Raw genomic sequence first — 23,889 nt, forward strand, 5'->3', positions numbered from 1 at the left:
CAAACCAGAGGGAGGAACAAATGGCCAAGACAGCGACGAAGAGTGCGAAAAAACCCGCGGCCAAAGCAGCCGCAAAACCGGCGGCGCAGGCGGCGGCAAAGCCGGCGGTGAAGGCTGCTGCCAAGCCCGCCGCGAAGGCCAAGGCGAAGTCGGCTAAGAAACCTGCCGTGAAGCTGAGCATGCTGAAGCCCAGCGTCAACAACATGACAGTTCGGGTGTTCGCACGCGCGGCCGGGCTGGGCGCCGACGAGACCGATGCCTGGGGCCATACCCGCTCGCCGGAATTCACGGCGCGAAACCCCTCGCATTTGACACCAATGATCGAGGACAAGGGCCTTCCCAGAGGCGTGTTGTGGGAAAGCTGCGCCATCATGCAATATTTGGCGAACAAGCACGGGCTGGAGAAGTTCTATCCCAAGGCGCCGGCCAAGCGGGCGATGATCGACAGTGCCATGTTCTACCTGGTCGGTACGCTCTACCCCTATGTGGCGCGCGCCACCTATCCGTTCCTCGGCTTCCCGCAATATGCCGGCGAGGTCGGCCACAGCGACGCCCACCCCGACAAGAAGTCCGAAGCCCAGAAGGCAGCGATGGCCGCGATTGCCGAGCCGCTGGAGGTCTTCCACAGTTTCTTCAGGGACGGCAAGCCGTTCATCGGCGGCAAGAACCCGTCGATCGCCGACATCCGCCTGGCGGCGACGCTCGAGTTCCTGGCGGTCGTCGACTATCCCCTGCCCAAATGGGCCAAGGAGTATATGGCGGCGATCGAGAAGGCGCTCGGCAAGGCCTACGCCGAGCCGGCCGGCGACGTGCGCGGCTACATCGCCTATGTGAGATCGCAAGCCAAGGCCTGAGGTTAAAGGGCCCCCAGGTTAAGGATTCGTTAACCAAAGCCCTGTCTACTGCCGATAATTCACCCCGCGACCACGGATGTACTGGCGCCGAGGTGGAAGGAAAGGTCGGCGCAATGCCGGCCTTTTTGCTTTCGCTCACTGTTTTAACGCAATTCCAGACGGAAAACCCGTTTCACACCTTTCCTGGAATTGCTCCGGTGTCGCATTTTTGGCATCAACTTTTTGCCGAGAGATATTGTCATTGTCGGCGTTGGCCTTACCATCCATTTTCAGCAGTCCGGCATGGACTGTCGGTCGAGACGAGGGCTGGCGATGAAAAGCGTTGCGAGGCAGGCTGCGATTGTTTGCATGATGCTGGCAGGCGCCGTTCATCCTTCAAATGCCGCTGAACTCAACAACATGGGCGATGTTGGGGCTGCGATCCAGGCATGCTGGACACCGCCGGCGGACGCCGGAACTGCCAGCGTTACCCTGAGCTTCAGCTTCAAGCGGGATGGCACGCTGATCGGCCCCCCGAGGCCGACAGCCATCCATGTGAACGGCGACGCCAAGGCGAAAAAATCATTTGTCGACGCCGCGACGACGGCCTTGCAGAATTGCCTGCCCCTGACCTTCTCATCGAAGTTGGCACAAGGTGTCGCTGGCAACGTGTTCACGTTGCAATTCACCTCGCCCAAATAAGCTACAAACGACGTAGGCCGACCACCGACGTAAGCCGACAGGCGCGTCGAAACCTCCGTATACCGGCGGTTCGTCCGGCCCTGGCTCGTGCCGGCTCAGTGGTGGCTGCGCCGTGCCTCGGCATGCCGGGCAAGGTCAGGCGTCTCGAAGACGTAGTCGTTCCAGGCCGATTCCGGGACCTGGCCGGCCAGATAGCATTCCAGCAACAGGTTTTGCTCGGCGTTGAGGGGCCTTGGTGCACGCACGTGATCCAGCCCCAGCGAGTGAAACAGGTTTCTTGTCAGGTCCGAAACCGTGAAATGGATCGACATCTGCGTTCTCCTTTGGCCATTAACGCCGAAGGCCAGGCAAAGGTTTCAAATCCAGCTTGCGGTAACGACGGATTGATCCCTCCAGTCGATCGAAGCCGGCAAGCGGTCGGTGCGCGTCGTCGGCCCGGCCTTCTTCCCGGCCGACTGACCACCGCCTTTCGCTGCGAACCTGTCGGAACCCAGAATCTGCCCGGAACAGAGGGGCGCTCACGGCGTTGTGATCGACATTAGCCAGGAGAAACGTCATGGCCACATTCAGGGAAATGCGGGTGCTGGAGATCGTCGAAGACGGCTCCCTGACCACCGAACAGAAAATCGCTGAGCTGCGCGACATCGAATCCGAGGCGCGTGGGCTGCAGCGGGCGGCCTCGGAGAGCTCGATGGGCGACGAAGACGGCTGGCAGGACGATTTGCGTCAAGTGCGTTTTGCACTCGACAAGCTCGGTGCCAAAGAACCCAAAAAAGGTGCCGCCTCGCTCTGAAGGCAAGCTCCCTGACGGGCATTTTGCCGATCGATCGCTATTCGCAGACCATGCGAGCTCTCTTGCCAGGCTCGCTGACGTTTCTGCACGTGAGCAGCTTCGCCGGTTCAGACGGGGAGGCTTGTGTGGTCGAGACCCTCGTCCGGTGCCGTCTTGGCGGGGCATGGGTTACCACCCTGCGCTCGGAAAATCGCTGCGGCGGCTGCGGCGCCACCGGAAAGGCGCCTTCTTCAACCGGTCCGTATTCGACATGCGGTGGCGGCCGATCCCAGAAGCGCCTGACATCGAGCGGCCTCGGGATGACCACGGTGCCGTCATAGGTGCGCGAGCAGCCGCTGCCGAAAAGCAGCATCAGCCCCATGAAACAAGGCAAGGTCCGTCCAACCATCCGCAATATCCCTTGAAACTTATATAGCGGCTTCAATCCTGCCGGCAAGCCGGCGGAACAACGCAGGCCGGTGTCGGCCCAAATATCTAACCGCCTGTTAAGGTTAGCGGATCGTTAATGCTTGTCGGGCACATTCCGGCGACGAACCGCGGGGAGGGTTCGGCCTTGGTTTTCGGGTGGGGACGGCATGGCGGAAGCGGACGACACAATTGGCGCGCGTGGCAGGCGCGGCCCTCGCAAATCGGCAACGCATGGCGACGATGCATCGTCGTCCGCTGCCGACAGGGATTCGCCCGATACGCTGCGCCAACTGGTCGAAGCCGGTTCGGACTGGGTCTGGGAGACCGACGCCGAATTGCGCTTCTCCTGGCTTTCGCAGAACTATCAGGCAGCCACCGGCATCGATCCGGCTGACGTGCTTGGCCGGTTCCGCTTCGACTTTCTCAACCAGGTCCTGAACGGCGACCGCAGCGGTGCCGCGCATCTGGCGGATCTGCAGGCGCATCGGCCGTTTCGCGACTTCGTCCATGAGCTGAAAGGTGGCCGGGCCGATTGCCGCTGGATCTCGACCTCGGGCTGTCCCAGGTTCGATGGCGAGGGACGATTTGCCGGCTATCGCGGCATCGGCCGCAACGTCACGGCGCTAGCTAGTGCCTTCGGGGCCATGGAGCAGAAGCCGGCGGCGGATAGCGAACCCGTCCAGCATCTTGCCGATCTCGAGCGGACGATGGACGCCATGCACATGGGCGTGGTGCTTCTGGATGCCAGACTCGATACGCTGATCGTCAACAAGGCCTATCGCGACCTGTCCAGGATCCCGGACGGTGCCGTGACCGTCGGCGCCCCGTTCAGCCTGTTGATGGAACTCAACCGCCGCAACGGCATCTATGGCGATATCGACGAGCAGCAATGGCAGCGCTACCTCGCCACCCGCATCGAGGAGATTCGCGCCGGCTCCGTTGCGCCACGCGAATTTCTCCACGCCGACGGCAGGACCATGATGTTCTCGGTCACCGCGCTGTCCGGCGGCAAGCGCCTGCTGACCTACTACGACATCACCGAACTGAAGCTTCGCGACGCCGAAGTCGAGAACGCCAATGCCAGGACGGCGGAGACCTTCGCCAACCTTCGCACCATGGTCGACCAGATGCCGATCGGTGTCCTCGTCGTCGATGCCGATTTGCGCGCCGAAGTCATCAACCGTGCCTTCTACGATTTCTGGCAGATCGACGCCCGGCGCGCCGAGATCGGCTGCAGCTTCCGCGAGCTGATGGACGCCAGCCGCGACGTCGACCCGTATGGTTCCGACGACGCGACATGGCAGCGGCATATCGCCGATCGCGAGGCGGAAATCAGGGCCGGCACGGCCGGATCACGACAGTTCCCGCGCAATGACGGGCGCACGCTGATCTCGTCGATGGCGCCGCTGGCCGGCGGCAAGCGGCTGATCTCCTATGTCGACGTCACCGATATGAAGGATCGCGAGGCTGCGCTTGCCGACGCGCTGGAGAAAGCGCGGCTGGCGGAAGCGGTGATCAACGCCGTCAAGGATCCGATCTTCGTCAAGGACGACCATTTGCGGTTTGTGTTCGTCAACGAAGCGTTCGCCGCCTTGTTTGGCCAGACGCCGCAAGCCATGCTTGGCAAGCCCGGCGGCGATTTCGTCTCAGGCAGCCATGTCGCGCTATTCGAACAGAGCGAACGGGATGTGCTTGCCAGCGGCCGCGCCTACGAAGTGGAAGAAAATTTCGAAGCCAATGGCGCCAGCCGCTCGCGCATCGTCAGGAAGAGCCGCGTCGGCATGCCTAGCGGCCGCAACTACGTCGCCGGTTTCCTGTTCGACATTTCCGACATGAAGCGCCGCGAGACCGAGGCCGAGGATGCGCGCAAGCATCTCGCCAGCGTGCTGGAATCCTTGCCGGCGGCCGTGATCATCTACGATCGCGACGACAAGTTCGTTTTCGCCAACCGCAAGATCCAGGACACGCTGCCGGCCTTGAGGCCGGCATGGCGGCCCGGCTGTACACTCCGCGAGGCGCTGGCTCTCGGCCGTTCGAGCGGCTATTTCCGCACCAGCGGCGACCCGCAAGTCGACAAGCTCTACGACGGCGATCCCGATCGCTGGCTGGACGCGATCCTGGCCCGCTACCGCTTGCCCAGTTCCTCGTTCGAACGTCACAACCCCGATGGCCGCTGGTATCAAGTCTACGACATGCGGACCGACGATGGCACGTTCATCGGCGTTCGCGTCGACATCTCCGAGATCAAGAGCCGCGAGAAGGCGCTGCGCGAGTCGATGCGCCAGATCGATCTGTTCCGGCACGTGCTGGACGAACTGCCGGTGGCTGCCTTCATCAAGGCGCAGGACCTGAGCATCGAGTTCGTCAACAAGGCCTGGTGCGCGATAACCGGTCTCGCCAAGGAAGAGGTCATCGGCCGCACCGACCGCCAGCTGTTCGGCGCGCAGGACGCCGATAGCTACAGCCATGACGACACGGAGGTCGCCGTGACCGGCGCTGTCAAGGAGGTCGAGGAACCCGTCACCCACCGCGACGGCACAATTCGGCAATTGATGACGCGCAAGAGCCGCCTGGTGGCGCTGGACGGATCGGTGCATCTGGTCGGTTCGAGCACCGACATCACCGAGGTCAAGGCGCGCGAGCGCGCGCTGGAAGAGAGCATGCGCGAGAACGAAGTGTTCCGCAGCCTGATCGACAACGTCCCGGTATCGATCTACGCGAAGCGCTCCGATCTCAGGCAGTTCTACGTCAACAAGGGCTGGTGCGACCTGACCGGCTTCGCCAAGGAAGAGGCGATCGGCAAGACAGATATCGAGATCTTCGGGCCGGACGGCGAAGCCTTTGTCGGCAGCGACCTTGCAGTACTGCGCACCGGCGAAACCCAGGAGGTCGAAGAGACGGTGACGTTGGCCGACGGCAGCGTCAGGCATCAATTCGCCCGTAAGGGCGCGATGATCGCCTCCGACGGGTCGCTCTACCTGATCGGATCGACCACCGACATCACCGAATTGAAGACGCGCGAGGCCGAACTGCGCGAGGCACGGCAGCGCGCCGTGCTCGCCGACCGCGCCAAGTCGGAATTCCTCGCCAATATGAGTCACGAGATCCGCACGCCGATGAACGGCGTGCTCGGCATGGCCGAACTGCTGGCCAAATCGGACCTTAACTCGAAACAGAAGACGTTCACCGACATCATCGTCAAATCGGGCAACGCGCTGCTCACCATCATCAACGACATCCTGGATTTCTCCAAGATCGACGCCGGCCAGCTGGTGCTCGATCCGGCCCCCTTCAACCTTGCCGAGGCGATCGAGGATGTGGCGACGCTGGTGTCGACACGCGCCAAGGAGAAGGATCTCGAGCTCATCGTGCGCATCGAGCCTCGTCTCGAGAGCCTGTTCGTGGGCGATGTCGGCCGCATCAGACAGATCGTGACCAACCTGCTCGGCAATGCGGTGAAGTTCACCGATGAAGGCCATGTGCTGGTCGACGTCACCGGCGAAAGGGTTCCGACCGGGACGAAACTGACGATCTCGGTCACCGATACTGGCATAGGTATCCCCGAGGAAAAGCTGAAACTCGTGTTCGAGAAATTCAGCCAGGTCGACACCTCGTCGACGAGGCGGCACGAGGGAACCGGCCTTGGCCTTGCCATCACCTCGCGGCTCGTCGAGCTGATGGGCGGCGACATCGGTGTCGAGAGCGCCGAGGGCAAGGGCTCGACGTTCTGGTTCACCGTCACGCTGCCGAGGGCGGGACAGCAGAACGGGCAACGCATCACGCCTGTCGACGTGACCGGCGCGCGCGTGCTGATCGTCGACGACAATGCCGTCAACCGAGCCATCCTGACCGAACAGATGACATCGTGGACGTTCGATTCCTGTGCGGCCGAAAGCGGCGCCGAGGGTCTCAAGGTGCTGATCGCGGCCGCCGCCTATGGCGTGCCGGTCGACTGCGTGGTGCTCGACTACCAAATGCCGGGCATGAGCGGCGCCGAAATGGCGCGGATCGTGCGCAACACCGCCGGTCTCGCCGGCACGCCGATCATCATGCTGACCTCGGTCGACCAGTCGCTCGCCAACACCAGCTATCGCGATCTCGGCATCGATGCCCAGCTGATCAAGCCGGCGCGGTCATCGGTGCTGCTGGAGACGCTGGTTGCCACGATCCAGCGCCATCGCCACAACACAGTCGACACCCAGCCGCCGGCAGGCGACATCCCTCCGGGCAAGGTTGTGCGGCCACCGCCGCCGGCACCGTCGGAACAACGGGCGCTGCTGCAGCCGCCTTTGGTTCGGCCCCGGCCGCCCGCGACGGCCGGCGGCGACCGGCTGGATATCCTGGTGGCCGAGGACAATGAGGTGAACCAGATGGTGTTCACCCAGATTCTCGGCGAGACCGGCTATGGTTTCGAGATCGTCGGCAATGGCCGCAAGGCGCTCGACGCCTTCGGCCGGCTCAATCCATGCATGATCCTGATGGATGTCTCGATGCCGGAGATGAACGGGCTCGAAGCCACCGCCGCCATTCGCCGCCTGGAGGAAGAAACCGGCACGCATGTGCCGATCGTGGGCGTCACCGCGCATGCGCTGAAGGGCGATCGCGAACGCTGCCTGGAGGCCGGCATGGACGACTACCTGCCCAAGCCGATCAGCCCAAGGGCCCTGCTCGAGAAGGTCGAGCGCTGGGTCGGCGCCAGCCGCCAGGCTCAGCGCAACGCCGGGTAAGGCCGGCGTCGCACCGGCTTGCCCGGGGGAGCCCGGCGGAGATTCGCGACACCCCGCTGAGGCAAGACTATGGCGCGATCGCACCATATCCAAGGCGGCGCCCAGCCGAGACAATGGCCACATTCGAATTCTCCGCCCTTCCAGTTACGGGCGGGAGCAGCGACCGCCGGCATGAAACAGCGTCAACCTACCCCAACGGACCTGTTTTCGGCGATGGCCCGGCCACGACATCTGGCCGAGAGCAACGCGTTCCCGTCCGGATTTTCTTTGCCGAGGCGTTGATCGCGAAGCGGCAGGTCACTCTCGGTGTGAAACGGCGCAAGTGCCTGATTCCGGGCACAAAGCCGGGTTCCGCCGCAAGTGCCGGCCGGCCGGCATTTTCCCCGCCCCGATGACGCGTTACCGGGGTGACATGAAACTGTCATGCGACTGTTATAATCGAAGGCTATTGGCCTCAGCGGGCGCCGAGAGGATGGCGCCGAGAGACCATCTTCCGAACAGGAGCAGGCCACATGAGACATTTCATCCGCTCAGCGGTCGTTGCGATTGCAATGGCTACAGCGTCTACCTTCACCCTTTCCGCAGCAATGGCCGCGGACCTTTCCGGCGCCGGCTCGACCTTCATCTATCCGGTGTTCGCCAAGTGGGCCGACACCTACAAGAAAGACACCGGCGTCGGCCTCAACTACCAGTCGATCGGTTCGGGCGGCGGCATCAAGCAGGTCATCGCCAAGACCGTGACCTTCGGCGCCACCGACAAGCCGATGTCCGATGCCGATCTGGAAAAGAACGGCCTTGTGCAGTTCCCGATGGTGATGGGCGGCATAGTGCCGATCGTCAACCTGACGGGCGTCAAGCCGGGCGAACTCATCCTTGACGGCAAGACGATCGCGCAGATCTACCTCGGCGCCATCACCACCTGGGACGACGCCGCGATCAAGGCGCTGAACCCGACCCTGACCCTGCCGTCGACGGCGATCGCCGTCGTCCACCGTTCGGACGGCTCGGGCACGACCTTCAACTTCACCAACTATCTGGTCAAGCTCTCGCCCGACTGGAAGGACAAGGTTGGTTCGGACACGGCGGTCGAATGGCCGACCGGCGTCGGCGCCAAGGGCAGCGAAGGCGTTGCCAACACCGTGAAGCAGACCGATGGCGGCATCGGCTATGTCGAGTATGCCTATGCCAAGCAGAACAGCCTGTCCTACTCCAAGATGTTGAATGCCGCCGGCAAGGTCGTCGAGCCGTCGCTCGAATCCTTCGGCGCGGCTGCTTCGAATGCCGACTTCAAGGGCGCGAAGAACTTCAACGTCATCATCACCAACGAACCCGGCGACGCCACCTGGCCGATCGCCGCTTCGACCTGGGTGCTGATCCACAAGACCCCCGATGACGCCGCCGCGACCGGCGAAGCGCTGAAGTTCTTTGCCTGGGCCTACAAGGACGGCAAGGAAACCGCCAAGGGTCTCGACTACGTCTCGATCCCCGACAGCGTCGTCGACCTGATCAAGGCTTCGTGGAAGGCCGACATCCAGGCTGACGGCAAGCCTGTCTACGTCGGCGAATAACACCGCTTTGAAGGAGCGCCGCGCCGCGGCGCTCCTTTTTCCCTCAACTCAAAAAGCCGAGCTTCACATGAGTGCTGTCCAGGAAGCCTTGCCAGCAATTCGAGGTTCGCGCGACGCGACTGTCAGACGTTTCGCGCTGACCGACGCGATCTTCCACGGAATGACCCGTGCCGCCGCCATACTGGTGCTAGTCTTGCTCGGCGGTGTTGCGATTTCGCTGTTTGCCGGCTCATGGCAAGCCCTGTCGACCTTCGGCTTCTCCTTCCTGACCAGTGAAAGCTGGAATCCGGTGACCGAGAAATTCGGCGCGCTGGCGCCGATCTATGGCACCATCATCACGTCCGCCATCGCCATCCTGATTGCCGTGCCGCTCGGCATCGGCATCGCCATCTTCCTCACAGAGCTTTGCCCGCGCCCGCTGCGGCGCCCGATCGGCATGGCGGTTGAGCTGCTCGCCGGCATCCCCTCGATCATATACGGCATCTGGGGCCTGTTCGTGCTGGCGCCCTTCCTGCAGACGACGGTGCAGCCCTTCATCATCAGCGCGTTCCACGGCATTCCCGGCCTCAACAGCCTATTTGCCGGTCCACCCTACGGCATCGGCCTTTTGACGTCGTCGCTGATCCTTGCAATCATGGTTTTGCCTTTCATCACCTCGATCACCAAGGACGTCTTCGACACGGTGCCGCCGGTGCTGAAAGAGTCCGCCTACGGCATCGGTTGCACGACCTGGGAGGTGACCCGCCGCGTGGTCATTCCCTATACAAGGATCGGCATCATGGGTGGCGTCATGCTCGGCCTCGGCCGCGCGCTTGGTGAGACCATGGCGGTGACCTTCGTCATCGGCAACGCGCACCGCATCAGCACCTCGCTGTTCGCGCCGGCAACGACGATCTCCGCGACCATCGCCAATGAATTCACCGAAGCCGTCGGCGATCTCTACACCTCTTCGCTGGTGGCGCTCGGCCTGATCCTGTTCGTCATCACCTTCCTGATCCTCGCCATCGCACGCTACATGCTGATGCGCATTGACGCCCGCACGGGAGCCTGACCGATGTCGACAGCCACATCGCTTCATCAGAGCCGCAAGAGGAAGAATTCCGTGATGATGACGCTGTGCGTCGCCGCCGCGGGCATCGGACTTGCCTGGCTGGCGCTCATCCTCGGCGCGCTGCTTTATAAGGGCCTGTCCGGCGTCAATCTTGCAGTGTTCACGGAAATGACGCCGCCGCCCGGCGATTCCGGCGGCCTGCTCAACGCCATCTACGGCAGCATCGTGATGACCATAATCGGCGTCGTCGTCGGAACGCCGATCGGGGTTCTGGCCGGCACCTATATGGCAGAGTACGGGCGCTTTTCGAAGCTCACCACCGTGGTGCGCTTCATCAACGATATCCTTTTGTCGGCGCCGTCGATCATCATCGGCCTGTTCGTCTACGAACTGATGGTTCGGCCGATGGGGCATTTCTCGGCGATCGCCGGCGCCGTCGCGCTTGCCATCCTGGTCATCCCGGTCGTCGTGCGCACCACCGAGGACATGCTCAACCTGGTGCCGAACGCGTTGCGTGAAGCCGGCACCGCGATCGGCGCGCCGCGCTGGGTGGTGATCAAGTCGGTCGCTTACCGAGCCGCCCTCTCCGGCATCGTCACCGGCATATTGCTGTCGATCGCCCGCATCTCCGGCGAGACGGCGCCGCTGCTCTTTACAGCGCTCAACAACCAGTTCTGGTCGAGCAATCTCAACGCGCCGATGGCCAGCTTGCCTGTGACCATCTTCCAGTTCGCTCTCAGCCCCTACGAGGAATGGCAGCAACTGGCCTGGACCGGTGCACTCATCATCACATTGACGGTTCTCGCGCTCAGCATCTTTGCTCGCAGCCTGACCGGACGCAGAGAGGACAAATGAGCCAGATGTTGTCTCCAGACATGACGATCGCCGCCGAGGCAATTGCCGGCAAGGCCAAGATCGAGGTCAAGAACCTCAACTTCTACTACGGCCAGAGCAAGGCGCTGAAGGACATCACGCTGTCGCTGCCCGAGCGCAGCGTCACCGCCTTCATCGGACCCTCGGGCTGCGGGAAGTCGACGCTGCTGCGCGTCTTCAACCGCATCTATGAGCTCTATCCCAAGCAGACCGCCGAGGGCCAGGTGCTGCTCGACGGCCAGAACGTTCTCGACCGCTCGCAGGACCTCAACCTGCTGCGGACCAAGATCGGCATGGTGTTCCAGAAGCCGACGCCGTTCCCGATGTCGATCTATGAAAACATCGCCTTCGGCGTCAGGCTCTACGAGAAGATCAGCAAGTCCGAGATGGACGGCCGTGTCGAGCAGGCGCTGAAGCGCGCCGCACTTTGGACCGAAGTCAAGGACAAGCTCAACGCCAGCGGCCTCAGCCTCTCTGGCGGCCAGCAGCAGCGGCTCTGCATTGCCCGCACCGTGGCGGTGAAGCCGGAAGTCATCCTGCTCGACGAGCCGGCATCGGCGCTTGACCCGCTGTCGACCGCCAAGATCGAAGAGCTGATCGACGAGTTGCAAGCCGACTACACGATCGTCATCGTCACCCACAACATGCAGCAGGCGGCGCGCGTGTCGAAGCAGACGGCGTTCATGTATCTGGGCGAACTGGTCGAATTCGACCGCACGGAGAAGATCTTCACGTCGCCCCGCGAGAAGCGCACGCAGGACTACATCACCGGCCGCTTCGGCTGAGCTCAGGCATACGAGGACTAGGATCATGAGCGAACACACAGTCGCTTCTTTCGACGAGGATCTCGGGCAGATCAGCAGGCTGATCCGCGACATGGGCGACCTGGCCGGTTCGATGGTCGGCGGCGCCACCAAGGCGCTGCTGAACTCCGACAACGCCCTGGCGCAGCGCGTCGTCTCCGACGATGCGATCATGGACGCGCGCCAGCGCGAGCTCGACGACCGCGCCATCACACTGATCGCCAAGCGGCAGCCGATGGCCGACGATCTGCGCCATGTGGTCGGTTCGATCCGCATGGCCGGCGACCTCGAGCGCATCGGCGACCTTGCCAAGAACATCGCCAAGCGCGTCGGCACCGTCGGCCTCAGCGTCACGCCGCGCGACCTGTCGCACTCGATCGACGCAATGGCGCAGCTGGTGCTGATCCAGGTGCAGGGCGTCATCGAGGAATATGCGGCGCGCGACGCGGCGGCTCTGGCGAAGCTGCGCGCCGACGACGAGCGCATCGACGTAAAATACACCTCCGTGTTCCGCGAGCTCCTGACCTACATGATGGAAGACCCGCGCAACATCACCGCCTGCACGCATCTTTTGTTCTGCGCCAAGAACCTCGAACGCATCGGCGATCACGTCACCAACATCGCTGAAAATGCGTACTATGTTTTGACCGGTACGCAGCTGCCCGCCAATCGTCCGAAGCAGGACGAGACGGCAATGTCCGCGCCGGCGGCATGACGGCAGGGGTGACCAGTCGATGATCGCGCCACGCATCATGGTGGTGGAGGACGAGGAGCCGCTAGGTGTGCTGCTCCGCTATAATCTGGAGTCCGAGGGTTACCAGGTCGAGGTGGTGACGCGCGGCGACGAGGCCGAGATCCGGCTGCAGGAGAACGTCCCCGATCTTCTGGTGCTGGATTGGATGGTGCCGGCGGTTTCCGGAATCGAACTCTGCCGCCGGCTAAGAATGCGTCCCGAGACCGAGCGGCTGCCGATCATCATGCTAACCGCGCGTGGCGAGGAAAGCGATCGTGTGCGCGGCCTCTCGACCGGCGCCGACGACTATCTCGTCAAGCCGTTCTCGACGCCGGAGTTCATGGCCAGGGTCAAGGCGCTGCTGCGCCGCGCCAAGCCGGAAGTGCTGTCCAGCGTGCTCAAGGTCGGCGACATCGTGCTCGATCGTGAATCGCACCGGGTCTATCGCAAGAAGAGCGAGATCCGGCTCGGCCCGACCGAATTCCGCCTGCTCGAATTCATGATGCGCCATCCCGGCCGTGTGTTCTCGCGCAGCCAGCTGCTCGACAATGTCTGGGGCGAGACCATCTACATCGACGAACGCACGGTCGACGTGCATGTCGGCCGGCTGCGCAAGGCGGTCAACAATGGCCGCATGCCCGATGTCATCCGCACCATCCGTGGGGCGGGCTACGCGATCCGAGAAGATTAGGGATATGCTGATATTCAGGTGATGCCGGCCTGCGAACGGCAGTTTCCTACGCTTCCGGTACTCACGGACCCGAATGTCCGCTCCGTTCCGGTTCTCGGAACCCACCATTCTCGGCGCGGCCTGACCTGAATCTCAACACATCCCGGCGCTATTCACGCAACGTTCTTGCCGCCGAGGCCGGATCTCGCCTGCGTGCCCGGCGCAAAAATCTCCTGGTCGACAAAGGTCAGCGCGCGCATGGCGCAGCCTTCGCGGATCAGTGGAAGTTCGTTCGGTTCGGTGTCGAAGGAAATCGATTTCGAATGCTGGCCGCCGGCGGTCTGAGCAATCGCCTCGCGCAATGCCGGCTCGATCAGGTCGAAGGCGGCGGCGCTGACGCCGACCATGGCGACGGGCGCCGGATCAATCAGCGCGAACAGGCTGCCGAGACCGTAGCCGAGTGCCTCGCCGGCCTTGCGATAGGCCTCGCGCTCGGGTCCATCCCTTTCGCGGGCCGCGCTCGCCAGCGCGCGCATGTCGGCGTCACTGACATCGGCCACGGGTTTCGCGTCCTCACTCATCTGCCTTGCGCTGCGCCAGATGGCGTAGTTGCCGGCATAGGCCTCGACGCAGCCGCGCCGCCCGCAGCGGCACAGCGCGCCGTGCGGCTGATGGATCATATGGCCGAACTCGCCGCCCGAGGAATGGGTGCCGGTGAACAGTTCGCCCTTCAGCACCAGGCCCATGCCGATGCCGTGCGACAACAGGATGGCGATAAAGTCGTCGCGGTAGCGATCGGGGTCGCGCCTGCGCAACGCTATCGCCATCATGTTGCAGTCGTTCTCCATGGTGGCGGGGATGCCGAACTCGTCCTCGAGGATGTCGGCGAAGGCGATATCGGTGTGCGGCGTGATCGGCGACCACAGCATGGCGCGGGCGCGCGTGTCGGTGATGCCCTGGATCGCCAGCGCAATGCGGGCGACACTGCGGACGTCGAGGTCGGGGTCTTCGAGACGGCGCCGTACGATGGCGACGCATTCCCCGACCAGCGTGTCGCGTGACATGGTCAGCGTGTCCAGCCGGCGCTGTTCCTCGGCAATCACCTGGCCGGCATAATCGATAACGGCGACCGAGAGAAAATTCAGCGACAGCACCACGGTCATCACCGCCGCCGCTTCCGGATTGAGGCCGAGGCCGACCTGCGGCCGGCCGCGTTTGAGCGAGCCGGCCTCGCTCGGCTTGCTCTCGGACAGGATGCCTTCGCCGATGAGGTCGGAGGAGATCGCCGATATGGTCGAATGGCTGAGGCCCGTGGTCGCGGCTATCTCGGTGCGGGACGGCTGTCCCGCGCGGCGCACGGCCGCAATCACCATCGCCCGGTTGCGGCGGCGCAGATCGTCGTGGCGGATTCCGACCGACATGCTTTTTCACATCCTCCCGGTCGCCGCAGCCTTTCGTGCCTCCCGAAGGCCATCAGCGAAGCCTGAAAGCGCGACGCGCTTCAGGCACTTGTTTCTGCGCGTGTCGTTGCCCCAAAACCGCTGCGCACTTTTGGGGCAAGATGCGCCAAGCCAAATTCTGGCAGAAGCCCACCATCCTGTCATTATTTATTCCGGAGCTCGAAAAAAACTCGGAGAGACGTCAAAATCCATCAAAATCGATGTTGACAGCGTTCGGACGTTGGATCAGTATTTTTTCGAGGCTCGAAAAAATAGAGCCTCTGTGCCGGCCTACGGGTCAGTTTGGTCGCGCCATACGCGGCGCAGGGAGGATATTATGAAAAGATTCACAGCCGCCATCCTGGCGGGTGTCGCCATGTCACTGACGCTCGCGTCGGTCGCGCAGGCGAAGGACAAGGTCATCGGTGTTTCGTGGTCCAACTTCCAGGAAGAGCGCTGGAAGACCGACGAAGCGGCGATGAAGAAGGCCATCGAGGCGGCTGGTGACAAATACATTTCCGCTGATGCGCAGTCCAATCCTGGCAAGCAGCTCACCGACGTCGAGAGCCTGATTTCGCAGGGCGCCAACGCGCTGATCGTCCTTGCGCAGGATGCCTCGGCCATCGGCCCGGCGGTGCAGAAGGCACTGGACGAAGGCATTCCGGTCGTCGGCTATGACCGGCTGATCGAGAACAAGAACGTGTTCTACCTGACCTTCGACAACAAGGAAGTCGGCCGTATGCAGGCCCGCGAAGTGTTCAAGGTCAAGCCGGAAGGCAACTACGTCTTCATCAAGGGCTCCGGCGCCGATCCGAATGCCGATTTCCTGTTCGCCGGCTCCATGGAAGTGCTCAAGGCAGCCATCGACAGCGGCAAGATCAAGAATGTCGGCGAGGCCTATACGGACGGTTGGCTGCCCGCCAATGCCCAGAAGAACATGGAACAGTTCCTCACCGCCAACGACAACAAGGTCGACGCCGTGGTGGCGGCCAATGATGGCACCGCCGGCGGCGTCGTCGCCGCGCTGACGGCGCAAGGGCTGGCAGGATCGGTTCCGGTGTCCGGCCAAGACGGCGACCATGCCGCACTGAACCGCGTCGCACTCGGCACACAGACCGTGTCGGTATGGAAGGACGCACGCGAACTCGGCAAGAACGCCGCCGAGATCGCCTCGCAGCTGGCAGCTGGCACTGCCTTGGACAAGATCCCGAACGCCGTGAAGTTCACCACGCCCGGCGGCAACGAGACCAACTCGCTGTTCCTGACCCCGATCGCGATCACCAAGGACAATCTCAACGTCGTCATCGACGCCGGCTGGATCAAGAAGGACGAAGTCTGCGCAGGCGTCGCCGCCGGCACCGTCGCGGCCTGCAACTAAAACCGAACCAGATCCCCGTTCGATCTCGGCGCCGCGGCCTCAAGGCCGCGGCGTTTCTCAAGGGGCATTCCGCTTCAAATGACCGCGGAAAGCAAATAGCATCGGAAACCGCGCCAGACGGCAACCGCTGGGAGGACATCATGACCGACACGACCTCTAACACGCCTGCCGCAAATACGCCCGCAGACCGGGCGCGTGCGTCTGAACTGAGCGCCGTCGGACGCTTCTTGAGGGCAACCGAACTCGATACGCGCATGCTTGGCATGGTCGGTGCGTTGCTGGTCATCTGGGTCGGCATTCACATCCTTTCGGGCGGACTTTTCCTGACACCGCGCAATCTCTGGAACCTATCGGTGCAGACTTCCTCGGTCGCGATCATGGCAACCGGCATGGTGCTGGTCATCGTCATGCGCAACATCGACCTTTCGGTTGGTTCCGTCGAAGGCGTGATCGGTATGATCATGGGCGTAGCGCAAGCCGAATTCCTCATTCGCGTCATCGGATTCCAGCTTGGAAATCCCTGGCTCTGGATCATCGCACTGGCCGCCGGCGTGGTGCTTGGTCTTGTGATCGGCGCCTTCCAGGGCTTCATCATCGCTTATCTCGAAGTTCCTGCCTTCATCGTGACGCTGGGCGGTCTGTTGGTCTGGCGCGGCATGGCATGGCTGATCACCAATGGGCGCACGGTCGCGCCGCTCGACGCTACATTCCAGCTGATGGGCGGCGGACCGCGTGGCTCGATCGGCGCCAGCGCCAGCTGGATCGTCGGCATCGTCGCTTGCGCGGCTGTCGCTTTCGCGCTGCTCAACGGCCGGTCGCAGCGCAAACGGTTCAACTTTCCACTGCGCCCCGTCTGGGCGGAAACCTTTCTCGGGTTGGTCAGTTGCGCTGCCATCCTTGGGGCCGTCTGGATCGCCAATTCCTATCCGTGGCCAATAGGCATCGTGCGCCAGTATGCACAGCAGAACGGCATCACCATTCCCGAAGGTGGGCTGTTCATCGCCCACGGCATCGCCATCCCGGTACTGATGGCGGTCGCGGTCGGTATCGTCATGACCTTCATCACCAAACGCACCCGTTTCGGCCGCTATGTCTTTGCCATCGGCGGCAATCCGGAGGCCGCCAATCTCGCCGGCATAAACACCCGCTGGGTGACCATGAAGGTGTTCATGATCATGGGCGTACTGGCCGCGATCAGCGCGGCGATCTCGTCGGCCCGCCTCAACGCGTCGACCAATGCGCTGGGCACGTTGGACGAGCTGCTGGTGATCGCCGCCGCCGTGATAGGCGGCACCTCGCTTGCCGGCGGCTCCGGAACGGTGCTCGGCGCCATGCTCGGCGCGCTGCTGATGCAGTCGCTGCAGTCCGGCATGGTGCTGCTCGGCATCGACTCGCCGCTGCAGAGCATCGTGGTCGGCGCAGTGCTCGTCGTCGCTGTCTGGCTCGACACCGTCTATCGCAAGCGCGTTTAGGAGGCATGACCATGATCGACAAGACTGCACCCGCAGCCACCGCGCTGATCGACATGAGAAACATCTCGATCGCCTTTGGCGGCATTCGCGCCGTTGACGACGCTTCGATCGACCTGTTCCCCGGTGAGGTCGTGGCGCTGCTCGGCCATAACGGCGCCGGCAAGTCGACGCTGATCAAGATCCTGTCCGGCGCGTACAAGCGCGACGCGGGCCATATCTTCGTCAACGGCGAGGAGGCATCGATCTCCAACCCGCGCGACGCCAAGAAATACGGCATCGAGACGATCTACCAGACGCTGGCTTTGGCCGACAATGTCGATGCCGCCGCCAATTTGTTCCTCGGCCGGGAACTGATGACCGCCTGGGGCACACTCGACGACGTTGCGATGGAGGCGGAGGCGCGCAAGGTGATGGGCCGGCTCAATCCCCGCTTCCAGCGCTTCAAGGAGCCGGTGATCAAACTGTCGGGCGGACAGCGGCAATCGGTGGCGATCGCGCGCGCGATCCTGTTCAACGCGCGCATCCTGATCATGGACGAGCCGACGGCGGCACTTGGTCCGCAGGAAACGGCGCAGGTCGGCGAACTGGTCAAGCAGCTCAAGTCCGACGGCATCGGCATCTTCCTGATCAGCCACGACATCCACGACGTGTTCGAGCTTGCCGACCGGGTCTGCGTCATGAAAAACGGCCAGGTCGTCGGCACCGCGCGCACCACCGATGTGACCCAGGACGAGGTGCTCGGCATGATCATTCTGGGCAAATGTCCGCCCGGCGCCATTCCTGGGCCAGGCGCACTGAAGATCGCCGCCTAGAACTCCGATCTTCCAAAGTAATCTTTCTACGTCTCGATCCGTTTCTGCCCGTCGGATCGTCCTTGGTGTGTCCGAACAGAAGGAGACATGCCATGTCCGACGAATCCGTCATCTTGATCAATCTGTTGAAGGTCAAACCCGGCAAGCAGGATGCGCTGATCGCGCTCTTGAAGCAGAACACCGACACGGTGGTCCGCACGCTCCGCGGCTGGAAGATGACCCGGCTGATCGCGGCGCAGGACGGCGAAGGCGTCGTCATCTACTCCGAGTGGGAGACCCCGGCAGCCGTCGAGGCGATGCGCAGCGATCCACGCATGAAAGCCTATTTCCCGAAGATTCGGGAGCTGGCGAGCCTGGACTCGATGGTGGGCTCGGCAGTGTTGAGCGAAACGCACAAGTAAGGTTGCGTCACACAAGCAACAAAGGAGAACCGCAATGGCTCGGATGGTTGTGATTTACCCGACACCGGAGAACGTCGAGGCGTTTGACCGGCATTACTTCGAAATCCACGTGCCTCTCGCCAAGAAGCTTCCGGGCCTCAGGAAATACGAAGTCAGCAATGGCCCTATCGCAACGCCGGTAGGACCCTCCAATATTCATCGGATCGGAACGCTGTATTTCGACGACCTTGCGGCCATCGAAAAGGCGTTTGCCAGCGCGGAGGGGCAAGCGGCCGGGGCGGATCGACGCCTTTTTGCGCCTGATGACTCGGGCGTCCAAATGTTCCTTTTCGACAACAGAGAAGTCTGAGCTCTCCTTCCTTGTTCGTCTCGGGCAAAATAACGACGAAGAGCGGGGAAGCGAGGATAGGTCTCGATACATGAACGCGAACGAATTCGAGGATCGTCTGAAAGCGCTGCGGCCACGCCTTCACCGCTACTGCGCGCGCATGACGGGATCGGCGGTCAATGGCGAGGATGTATTGCAGGACACCCTCGTCAAGGCCCTTCACGCGCGAGCCCAGGGCGCCGGAGTGGATAATCTCGAGGGCTGGCTGTTCCGCATCGCCCACAATGCGAGCCTCGATTTCCTGCGCGTCAAATCCCGGAACACGGTCGTCCCGCTTACTGAAGACGTCGAAGCGGCGCCTATTCCAGAAGCGGACATCGTCGCGGTCAGCTTTCAGACGTTTCTGCGGCTGCCCGAACTTCAGCGCTGCGCGGTGATCCTCAAGGATGTTCTGGGTCATTCGATCGAGGAGATCAAACATCGCCGGGTGCTCTCCGACAGCGGCCAAATCGGCGCTTCAGCGCGGGCGCGCTGCGCTGCGGCTTTTCGCGCAGGCGCCCGAGGACACGAGGCTGCCGCTGATGTCCGATTCGGACCGGCGCAAGATCGCCGCTTATGTCCATCTGTTCCGGAGCGGCGATTTCGACGCAATCCGCGTCATGCTTGCCGACGACGTGAAGCTCGATCTGGTGAACCGGCTCCAACTGGAAGGGCGCGACAAGATCGGCCTCTATTTCACGCGCTATGCGCAAGAGACGAAATGGCGATTCGCCCTCGGCGCTGTCGAAGGGAAGCCGGCTATGCTGGTCTTCGACAGCACCGGCCCGATGGAAAGACCCGCGCATTTTGTCCTGATCGACTGGTCGGAAAGCCGGATCATCGAGATCCGGGATTTCTTGTTCGCTCCCTATGTGCTCGAAGCCATGGATTGGGTGCGGTTGGACTAGCGTCTACGGTACCACCCTGGCCGGACGAACCGTGCCCGGCCGCTGGTTGCCGGTCATGTGATGTGCCAGCTGTCATGATGGCTTGGCCTTGCCATTGTGTTGGCATGTCGACTTGCCCATAAAGGTCCGACATTGCCCATGGACCGCATCATCCGTTGAAGAAGCTTTTTCCAATCGTCGCGTTCGTCGCCGTTGCACTGATCAGCATGACGATGGCGGGGTTTGCCTATTTCGCGACGCAGGAAGCTGCCCGCATCAAATTCGAAGCTACGGCCGACGATGCGCTCAACCGGATCGAGAGCCGCATCGACCTGCATCTGTCGCTGCTGCGGTCGACGCAGGCCCTGTTCGATGCCAGCAACGGCAATATCTCGCAGAACGAGTTCAAGGCGTTCTTCAACGCGCTCGATGTCGACAACAACTTCGCCGGCTTGCGCGGTATCGGCTTTCTCAGACTGGTAAAGACGGGGGACGAGGCGGCGGTCGAACGCGACATGCTGCACGACCATGGTGTCAGCCATCCGATCTATCCGGACACCACGCAACCCTGGCGCGCGCCCATCGTGATGTTCGAGCCGCTGGATCCGTCCAACCAGGCCGCCATCGGCTACGACATGTTCAGCGAACCGGTGCGGCGCGTGGCCATCGAAAAGGCAATGTCCGACGATGAGCAGCACGCCAGCGCGCTGGTGCAGCTCGGCCAGAGCACGGGTGCGGCGCAGACGTTCCCCGGCTTCCTGGTCTTCGTGCGGCTCAATGTCGAAACCGCTCCCGATGTCATCAATGCGTCCAGATCCTCCACGGCCGGCTTTCTCTATGCGGCTTTTCGGGCACGGGACCTGTTCCAGATAGCGCTCAGCCGGTCGCCGCTGCTGCCGGTCAACACGGAAATCTATGACGGCGCTGTGAGCGGCGACAATCTCTTGTTCCGGTCGGAGACGCCACCAGCGTCATCCTTCGGGGACAGGCTGCTGGTCACCCGCAAGATCATGGTGGCCGGCCAACCGTGGACGGTCCTGTTTCGGCCGACAAGCGCCTTTTCGCAGCCGTCGTCGCGTGCCATTCCGGTGATGCTGGGGCTGTTCGGCTTGCTGCTGGCGGGCGCCATCGCTTTGGTGGCGCGCTATCAGGAGCGGGCCTATGAGGCGGCGTCGCGCCTGCATGAGACGACGGAAAAGAGCCTGCTCGAAAAAGACCTGATGCTGCAGGAGATGAAGCACCGCATCAAGAATTCGATCACCAGGGTGCTGGCGATCGCGCGCCAGACGGCCTCGCGGGCCACAGACGTCAACGAATTTTCCTCGTCCTTCTCGGCCAGGCTGCAGGCGATGGCGGCGTCTCAGGACATGCTGACGCGCTCGCGCTGGCAGAAGGCCGATCTTGGCGATCTCCTGCGCATCGAGCTCGGCCAGGTGTTCGGCAAGGAGCTGCCCGAGAAGCTTTTGTCGGGGCCGGAGGTGCTGCTCGACGAAACCACGACGCAGGCGCTCGGCCTGACGTTCCATGAACTGGCGACGAATGCATTAAAATATGGCGAAACCGGCAATTCAGCCAGTTCGCTCAAGGGAGATTGGGCGCTCAAGGTCGACTGGTCGCTCGAAGGGCGAGGGCGCGACGGGGTACTGGTTCTCAACTGGCGCGAAACCGGGCAGGGGAAACTCGAGGCGCCGGCCAAGATCGGATTCGGCACCAAGCTGATCGACCTCAACGTCACGCGCGAATTGCGCGGCACGATCAACCGCGATTATCGCGATGACGGGTTGAATGTGGAGATCAGGATTCCGTTGACAGGCTAATGCAGCGTGCAGTCGTCAAAAATCCGGAGGCCGGCGGGCCGGTCTCCGGATCGACGTTTCGATTATCGCCGAACTAGTTGCAGCGAGCCGTGTAGATCCGGCCGCGATGATCGCGATACTGACAATAGCCGTTCTGCAGTCTGCGAACCAGCAGGCCGGAACCGGCACCGACTGCCGCACCGATCAGCGCGCCCTTGCCGCCGCCGACCAAGCCGCCGACACCGGCGCCAATCAAGCCGCCGCCAACCACATCCTGCTCGGTGCTTGTGCAGCCGCTGAGGGCAGCCACCGCAATCATGGCAATAATCATCTTCCGCATAGAGTCACTCCTCACTTTGTGTCCACACTTTGGTAAGCTCTGACAGCCATTTAGCATTAAATGGCGGCCGCTGCTGCTGCAATCTATTGTTGGCGAAGATAGTCTTTTTCTGGGCGCGCCGCGTTCGATGCCATCACGACGTTGGAGATAGCCAGGGAAGCGTTGAGCGTGCCGTCCGGGCGCACGTTCCAGACGATCTGGTCATAGTCGTCTTCGAGCGCCGGATCGACGGCAAGGCACTTGCCGACAATGTGCTGAGCCTGCCCCTGCACGTCGCCCAGCGCGAATGGCCGTTCGGCGACGCATTGGTCGGCGGTCGCGAAAACGCTCACCGGTACCTGCAATTCATGGCAGTCGGCCATCGTGTTCGAGCAACCGATGACCAGCAACAATGCAGCAATGTGTTCCATGGCGACATGTCCTCTCGCCACAGTAACGGTCCATAGCCGCCAAAGTTCCTCGGCCGCAGGGCGACCAGCGAAATAACGCGGCGCAACGGGTAATTCCGGCGCCGGCCGTGATAGCAGACGCAGTGTGATGGACGTCAGGAAACCAGCTGCAACAGGACGCGGCAATGTTCGGCGGTGCGGCAGGTTCCAGCGGTATCTGGGGAAAACAGAATCCGCTTTTATGGTGAGTAGCCGGTTAAGGATGATCCTGGGGGAGGCGCGGGCGCTTCACTCGGTTTCAAAATTGCCGTGCGGAACGACGAGGCGGTATTCGAGGCGACCGGGCATAAGCTCCAGCGTCGCCGTTCCGTTCAGGGAGGCGGGCACGACCCGCTCGAGCGCGACACTGCCGAAGCGTTTCTGGCTGTGCTCGATGTCGCTCGCCGGTACTATTTCGGCCCATGTCAGCGACAGCGCCGGGCCTCCGGCAGCGGCATTGAGATCGGTCGTAACTTCAACGAAGCCATCTGGACGTGAAAGGGCGCCATAGCTGACCGAATTGACGGCGAGTTCATGCATGGCAAGGCCGATGTGCAGCGCGGCGTTGGGATTGAGATAGGGGTTTGCGCCACGGAAGCGCAGGCCGTGGGACGGATCCACTCCGTTGCGACCGACCTGGCCCGACACCAGTTCGCGAAGTGCAGCGCCGCGCCAATTTGAGGAGGTCACCAGATCCTGGGACGAGGCCAACGATTGCAGCCGACCGCGAAAGCGCGTCAGGAAATCAGCGATGCCATCGGAATAGCGCCCGGTCTGGGTGGCTATGCTTTGAATGATCGCCAGGAGGTTCTTCGAGCGATGGCTGACTTCGCGCAACAATGTCGTCAGGGTCTGCTCACGGCGCTTCTGATCGGTCGTTTCGACCATGGTGGTGACGACACCTTGCACCGTGCCACCATCGCCATGGTCTGCGTCGACCCAGACCTGAAACCAGCGAAAGCCGTCCTCTGCGGGGACGCTGATTTCGAGGCGTTGCGGATTGCCGGATGCGATGACGTCGCGCTTCGCCGCGCCGATGCGGTCGATCTGCGCTGCGGGCAGGATGCCGTTGCCGTCTGCGGTGTCGGAAGCCCACGGCGCACGCATATTGCGCGCCCATACCGTTTTCAGTTCGCGATCCTGATAGAGAACGGAAATGCCGGCATTGTGCAGCGCGTGGAGAAGGGCCCGGCCAAGTTGCATGCCGCTTTCGGCGGGATGCAAGGCGATGACTTCATCGCCAGGCACGTCTTGTTTCCTATCTCCGGTCCTCGAACGCATCTGCCAATCTGTCCACCCAACTCAGGCTGAACGGTTCACTATGCAATGGGTTCCAGAGGTTTACGGAAACCAGCCTCCAAAGCGGTCCGCCGGGCGGTGTCCTGTGAAGGACACCGCCCGGCGGTGG

General features: G+C 62.5%; 24 protein-coding genes and 1 pseudogene. 18 read left to right on the forward strand and 7 right to left on the reverse strand.

Annotation, left to right across the window (positions count from 1 at the left end):
* The first annotated feature begins 20 nt into the window (after nt 1–20).
* A complete protein-coding gene (locus HNQ71_RS26065) occupies nt 21–854 on the forward strand; it encodes a glutathione S-transferase family protein (RefSeq protein ID WP_184875799.1) in 834 nt (277 codons plus the stop codon).
* 135 nt (nt 855–989) lie between these two features.
* Here HNQ71_RS26065 and HNQ71_RS35570 read toward each other — a convergent pair whose 3' ends face one another.
* Entirely contained in the window at nt 990–1,121 is a 132-nt protein-coding gene (locus tag HNQ71_RS35570; protein ID WP_281391405.1) for a hypothetical protein, read from the reverse strand.
* Nucleotides 1,122–1,166: 45 nt separating this feature from the next.
* Here HNQ71_RS35570 and HNQ71_RS26070 point away from each other — a divergent pair, with 45 nt between their 5' ends.
* Nucleotides 1,167–1,535: a hypothetical protein gene (locus tag HNQ71_RS26070; RefSeq protein WP_184875801.1), complete on the forward strand. Its 369-nt coding sequence runs from the start codon at nt 1,167–1,169 to the stop codon at nt 1,533–1,535.
* A 95-nt stretch (nt 1,536–1,630) separates the two neighbouring features.
* Here the strand turns inward: HNQ71_RS26070 and HNQ71_RS26075 are convergent, their stop codons facing one another.
* Nucleotides 1,631–1,846 (reverse strand): hypothetical protein, encoded by a 216-nt coding sequence (locus tag HNQ71_RS26075; RefSeq protein WP_184875803.1) that lies wholly within the window; start codon nt 1,844–1,846, stop codon nt 1,631–1,633.
* 245 nt (nt 1,847–2,091) lie between these two features.
* Between HNQ71_RS26075 and HNQ71_RS26080 the strand changes: the two genes are divergently transcribed.
* On the forward strand, nt 2,092–2,328 hold the full coding sequence (locus HNQ71_RS26080; protein WP_184875805.1) for a hypothetical protein: 237 nt from the start codon (nt 2,092–2,094) through the stop codon (nt 2,326–2,328).
* A gap of 37 nt (nt 2,329–2,365) precedes the next feature.
* Here the strand turns inward: HNQ71_RS26080 and HNQ71_RS26085 are convergent, their stop codons facing one another.
* Nucleotides 2,366–2,716, reverse strand: coding sequence for a hypothetical protein (locus tag HNQ71_RS26085; protein ID WP_184875807.1), 351 nt, complete (start codon nt 2,714–2,716; stop codon nt 2,366–2,368).
* Nucleotides 2,717–2,903: 187 nt separating this feature from the next.
* Here HNQ71_RS26085 and HNQ71_RS26090 point away from each other — a divergent pair, with 187 nt between their 5' ends.
* The 7 genes from HNQ71_RS26090 to phoB all read left to right on the forward strand — a co-directional run bounded on the left by HNQ71_RS26090 (nt 2,904) and on the right by phoB (nt 13,182).
* Nucleotides 2,904–7,463 carry a PAS domain-containing protein gene (locus HNQ71_RS26090; protein WP_184875809.1) on the forward strand — a complete coding sequence of 1,520 codons (4,560 nt, stop codon included), beginning with the start codon at nt 2,904–2,906 and terminating at the stop codon, nt 7,461–7,463.
* Between the two features lie 512 nt (nt 7,464–7,975).
* Nucleotides 7,976–9,031, forward strand: coding sequence for a phosphate ABC transporter substrate-binding protein PstS (gene pstS / locus HNQ71_RS26095; protein ID WP_184875811.1), 1,056 nt, complete (start codon nt 7,976–7,978; stop codon nt 9,029–9,031).
* 67 nt (nt 9,032–9,098) lie between these two features.
* Nucleotides 9,099–10,082, forward strand: coding sequence for a phosphate ABC transporter permease subunit PstC (gene pstC / locus HNQ71_RS26100; protein ID WP_184875813.1), 984 nt, complete (start codon nt 9,099–9,101; stop codon nt 10,080–10,082).
* 3 nt (nt 10,083–10,085) lie between these two features.
* A complete protein-coding gene (gene pstA / locus HNQ71_RS26105) occupies nt 10,086–10,937 on the forward strand; it encodes a phosphate ABC transporter permease PstA (protein ID WP_184875815.1) in 852 nt (283 codons plus the stop codon).
* Nucleotides 10,934–11,740: a phosphate ABC transporter ATP-binding protein PstB gene (gene pstB, locus HNQ71_RS26110; RefSeq protein ID WP_095089320.1), complete on the forward strand. Its 807-nt coding sequence runs from the start codon at nt 10,934–10,936 to the stop codon at nt 11,738–11,740. Before pstA ends, pstB begins: the two co-directional genes overlap by 4 nt.
* Before the next feature lie 25 nt (nt 11,741–11,765).
* Complete coding sequence (gene phoU, locus HNQ71_RS26115) at nt 11,766–12,473, forward strand: phosphate signaling complex protein PhoU (RefSeq protein ID WP_184875817.1); 708 nt, start codon at nt 11,766–11,768, stop codon at nt 12,471–12,473.
* A gap of 19 nt (nt 12,474–12,492) precedes the next feature.
* Entirely contained in the window at nt 12,493–13,182 is a 690-nt protein-coding gene (phoB, locus tag HNQ71_RS26120; protein ID WP_010911896.1) for a phosphate regulon transcriptional regulator PhoB, read from the forward strand.
* Nucleotides 13,183–13,334: 152 nt separating this feature from the next.
* Here the strand turns inward: phoB and HNQ71_RS26125 are convergent, their stop codons facing one another.
* A complete protein-coding gene (locus tag HNQ71_RS26125) occupies nt 13,335–14,582 on the reverse strand; it encodes an ROK family protein (protein WP_184875819.1) in 1,248 nt (415 codons plus the stop codon).
* Nucleotides 14,583–14,937: 355 nt separating this feature from the next.
* Between HNQ71_RS26125 and xylF the strand changes: the two genes are divergently transcribed.
* From xylF to HNQ71_RS26160, 8 genes and pseudogenes are all read left to right on the forward strand, one after another.
* Complete coding sequence (gene xylF / locus HNQ71_RS26130; protein WP_184875821.1) at nt 14,938–15,978, forward strand: D-xylose ABC transporter substrate-binding protein; 1,041 nt, start codon at nt 14,938–14,940, stop codon at nt 15,976–15,978.
* A gap of 140 nt (nt 15,979–16,118) precedes the next feature.
* On the forward strand, nt 16,119–17,450 hold the full coding sequence (locus HNQ71_RS26135; RefSeq protein WP_184875823.1) for a sugar ABC transporter permease: 1,332 nt from the start codon (nt 16,119–16,121) through the stop codon (nt 17,448–17,450).
* Between the two features lie 11 nt (nt 17,451–17,461).
* A complete protein-coding gene (locus HNQ71_RS26140; protein WP_184875825.1) occupies nt 17,462–18,262 on the forward strand; it encodes an ATP-binding cassette domain-containing protein in 801 nt (266 codons plus the stop codon).
* Between the two features lie 92 nt (nt 18,263–18,354).
* Nucleotides 18,355–18,663, forward strand: a complete 309-nt coding sequence (locus HNQ71_RS26145) for a putative quinol monooxygenase (RefSeq protein ID WP_184875826.1) — start codon at nt 18,355–18,357, stop codon at nt 18,661–18,663.
* Between the two features lie 43 nt (nt 18,664–18,706).
* Nucleotides 18,707–19,012: an EthD family reductase gene (locus HNQ71_RS26150; protein WP_246462165.1), complete on the forward strand. Its 306-nt coding sequence runs from the start codon at nt 18,707–18,709 to the stop codon at nt 19,010–19,012.
* A gap of 139 nt (nt 19,013–19,151) precedes the next feature.
* A pseudogene (locus tag HNQ71_RS35895) lies at nt 19,152–19,250 on the forward strand (hypothetical protein); the annotation flags it as partial.
* A gap of 322 nt (nt 19,251–19,572) precedes the next feature.
* A complete protein-coding gene (locus tag HNQ71_RS35030) occupies nt 19,573–19,938 on the forward strand; it encodes a nuclear transport factor 2-like protein (protein ID WP_246462137.1) in 366 nt (121 codons plus the stop codon).
* Nucleotides 19,939–20,093: 155 nt separating this feature from the next.
* Nucleotides 20,094–21,734, forward strand: a complete 1,641-nt coding sequence (locus HNQ71_RS26160) for a CHASE domain-containing protein (protein ID WP_184875833.1) — start codon at nt 20,094–20,096, stop codon at nt 21,732–21,734.
* Nucleotides 21,735–21,807: 73 nt separating this feature from the next.
* On the opposite strand, the gene HNQ71_RS26165 is transcribed toward HNQ71_RS26160, so the two are convergent.
* The 3 genes from HNQ71_RS26165 to HNQ71_RS26175 form a co-directional block, all read right to left on the reverse strand.
* Nucleotides 21,808–22,053, reverse strand: a complete 246-nt coding sequence (locus HNQ71_RS26165; protein ID WP_184875835.1) for a YMGG-like glycine zipper-containing protein — start codon at nt 22,051–22,053, stop codon at nt 21,808–21,810.
* Nucleotides 22,054–22,136: 83 nt separating this feature from the next.
* Complete coding sequence (locus HNQ71_RS26170) at nt 22,137–22,463, reverse strand: hypothetical protein (protein WP_184875837.1); 327 nt, start codon at nt 22,461–22,463, stop codon at nt 22,137–22,139.
* Nucleotides 22,464–22,730: 267 nt separating this feature from the next.
* Nucleotides 22,731–23,762, reverse strand: a complete 1,032-nt coding sequence (locus HNQ71_RS26175; protein WP_184875839.1) for a sensor histidine kinase — start codon at nt 23,760–23,762, stop codon at nt 22,731–22,733.
* Nucleotides 23,763–23,889 lie beyond the last annotated feature (127 nt).

It is taken from the genome of Mesorhizobium sangaii, from assembly GCF_014207355.1.
GTDB lineage: Bacteria > Pseudomonadota > Alphaproteobacteria > Rhizobiales > Rhizobiaceae > Mesorhizobium > Mesorhizobium sangaii.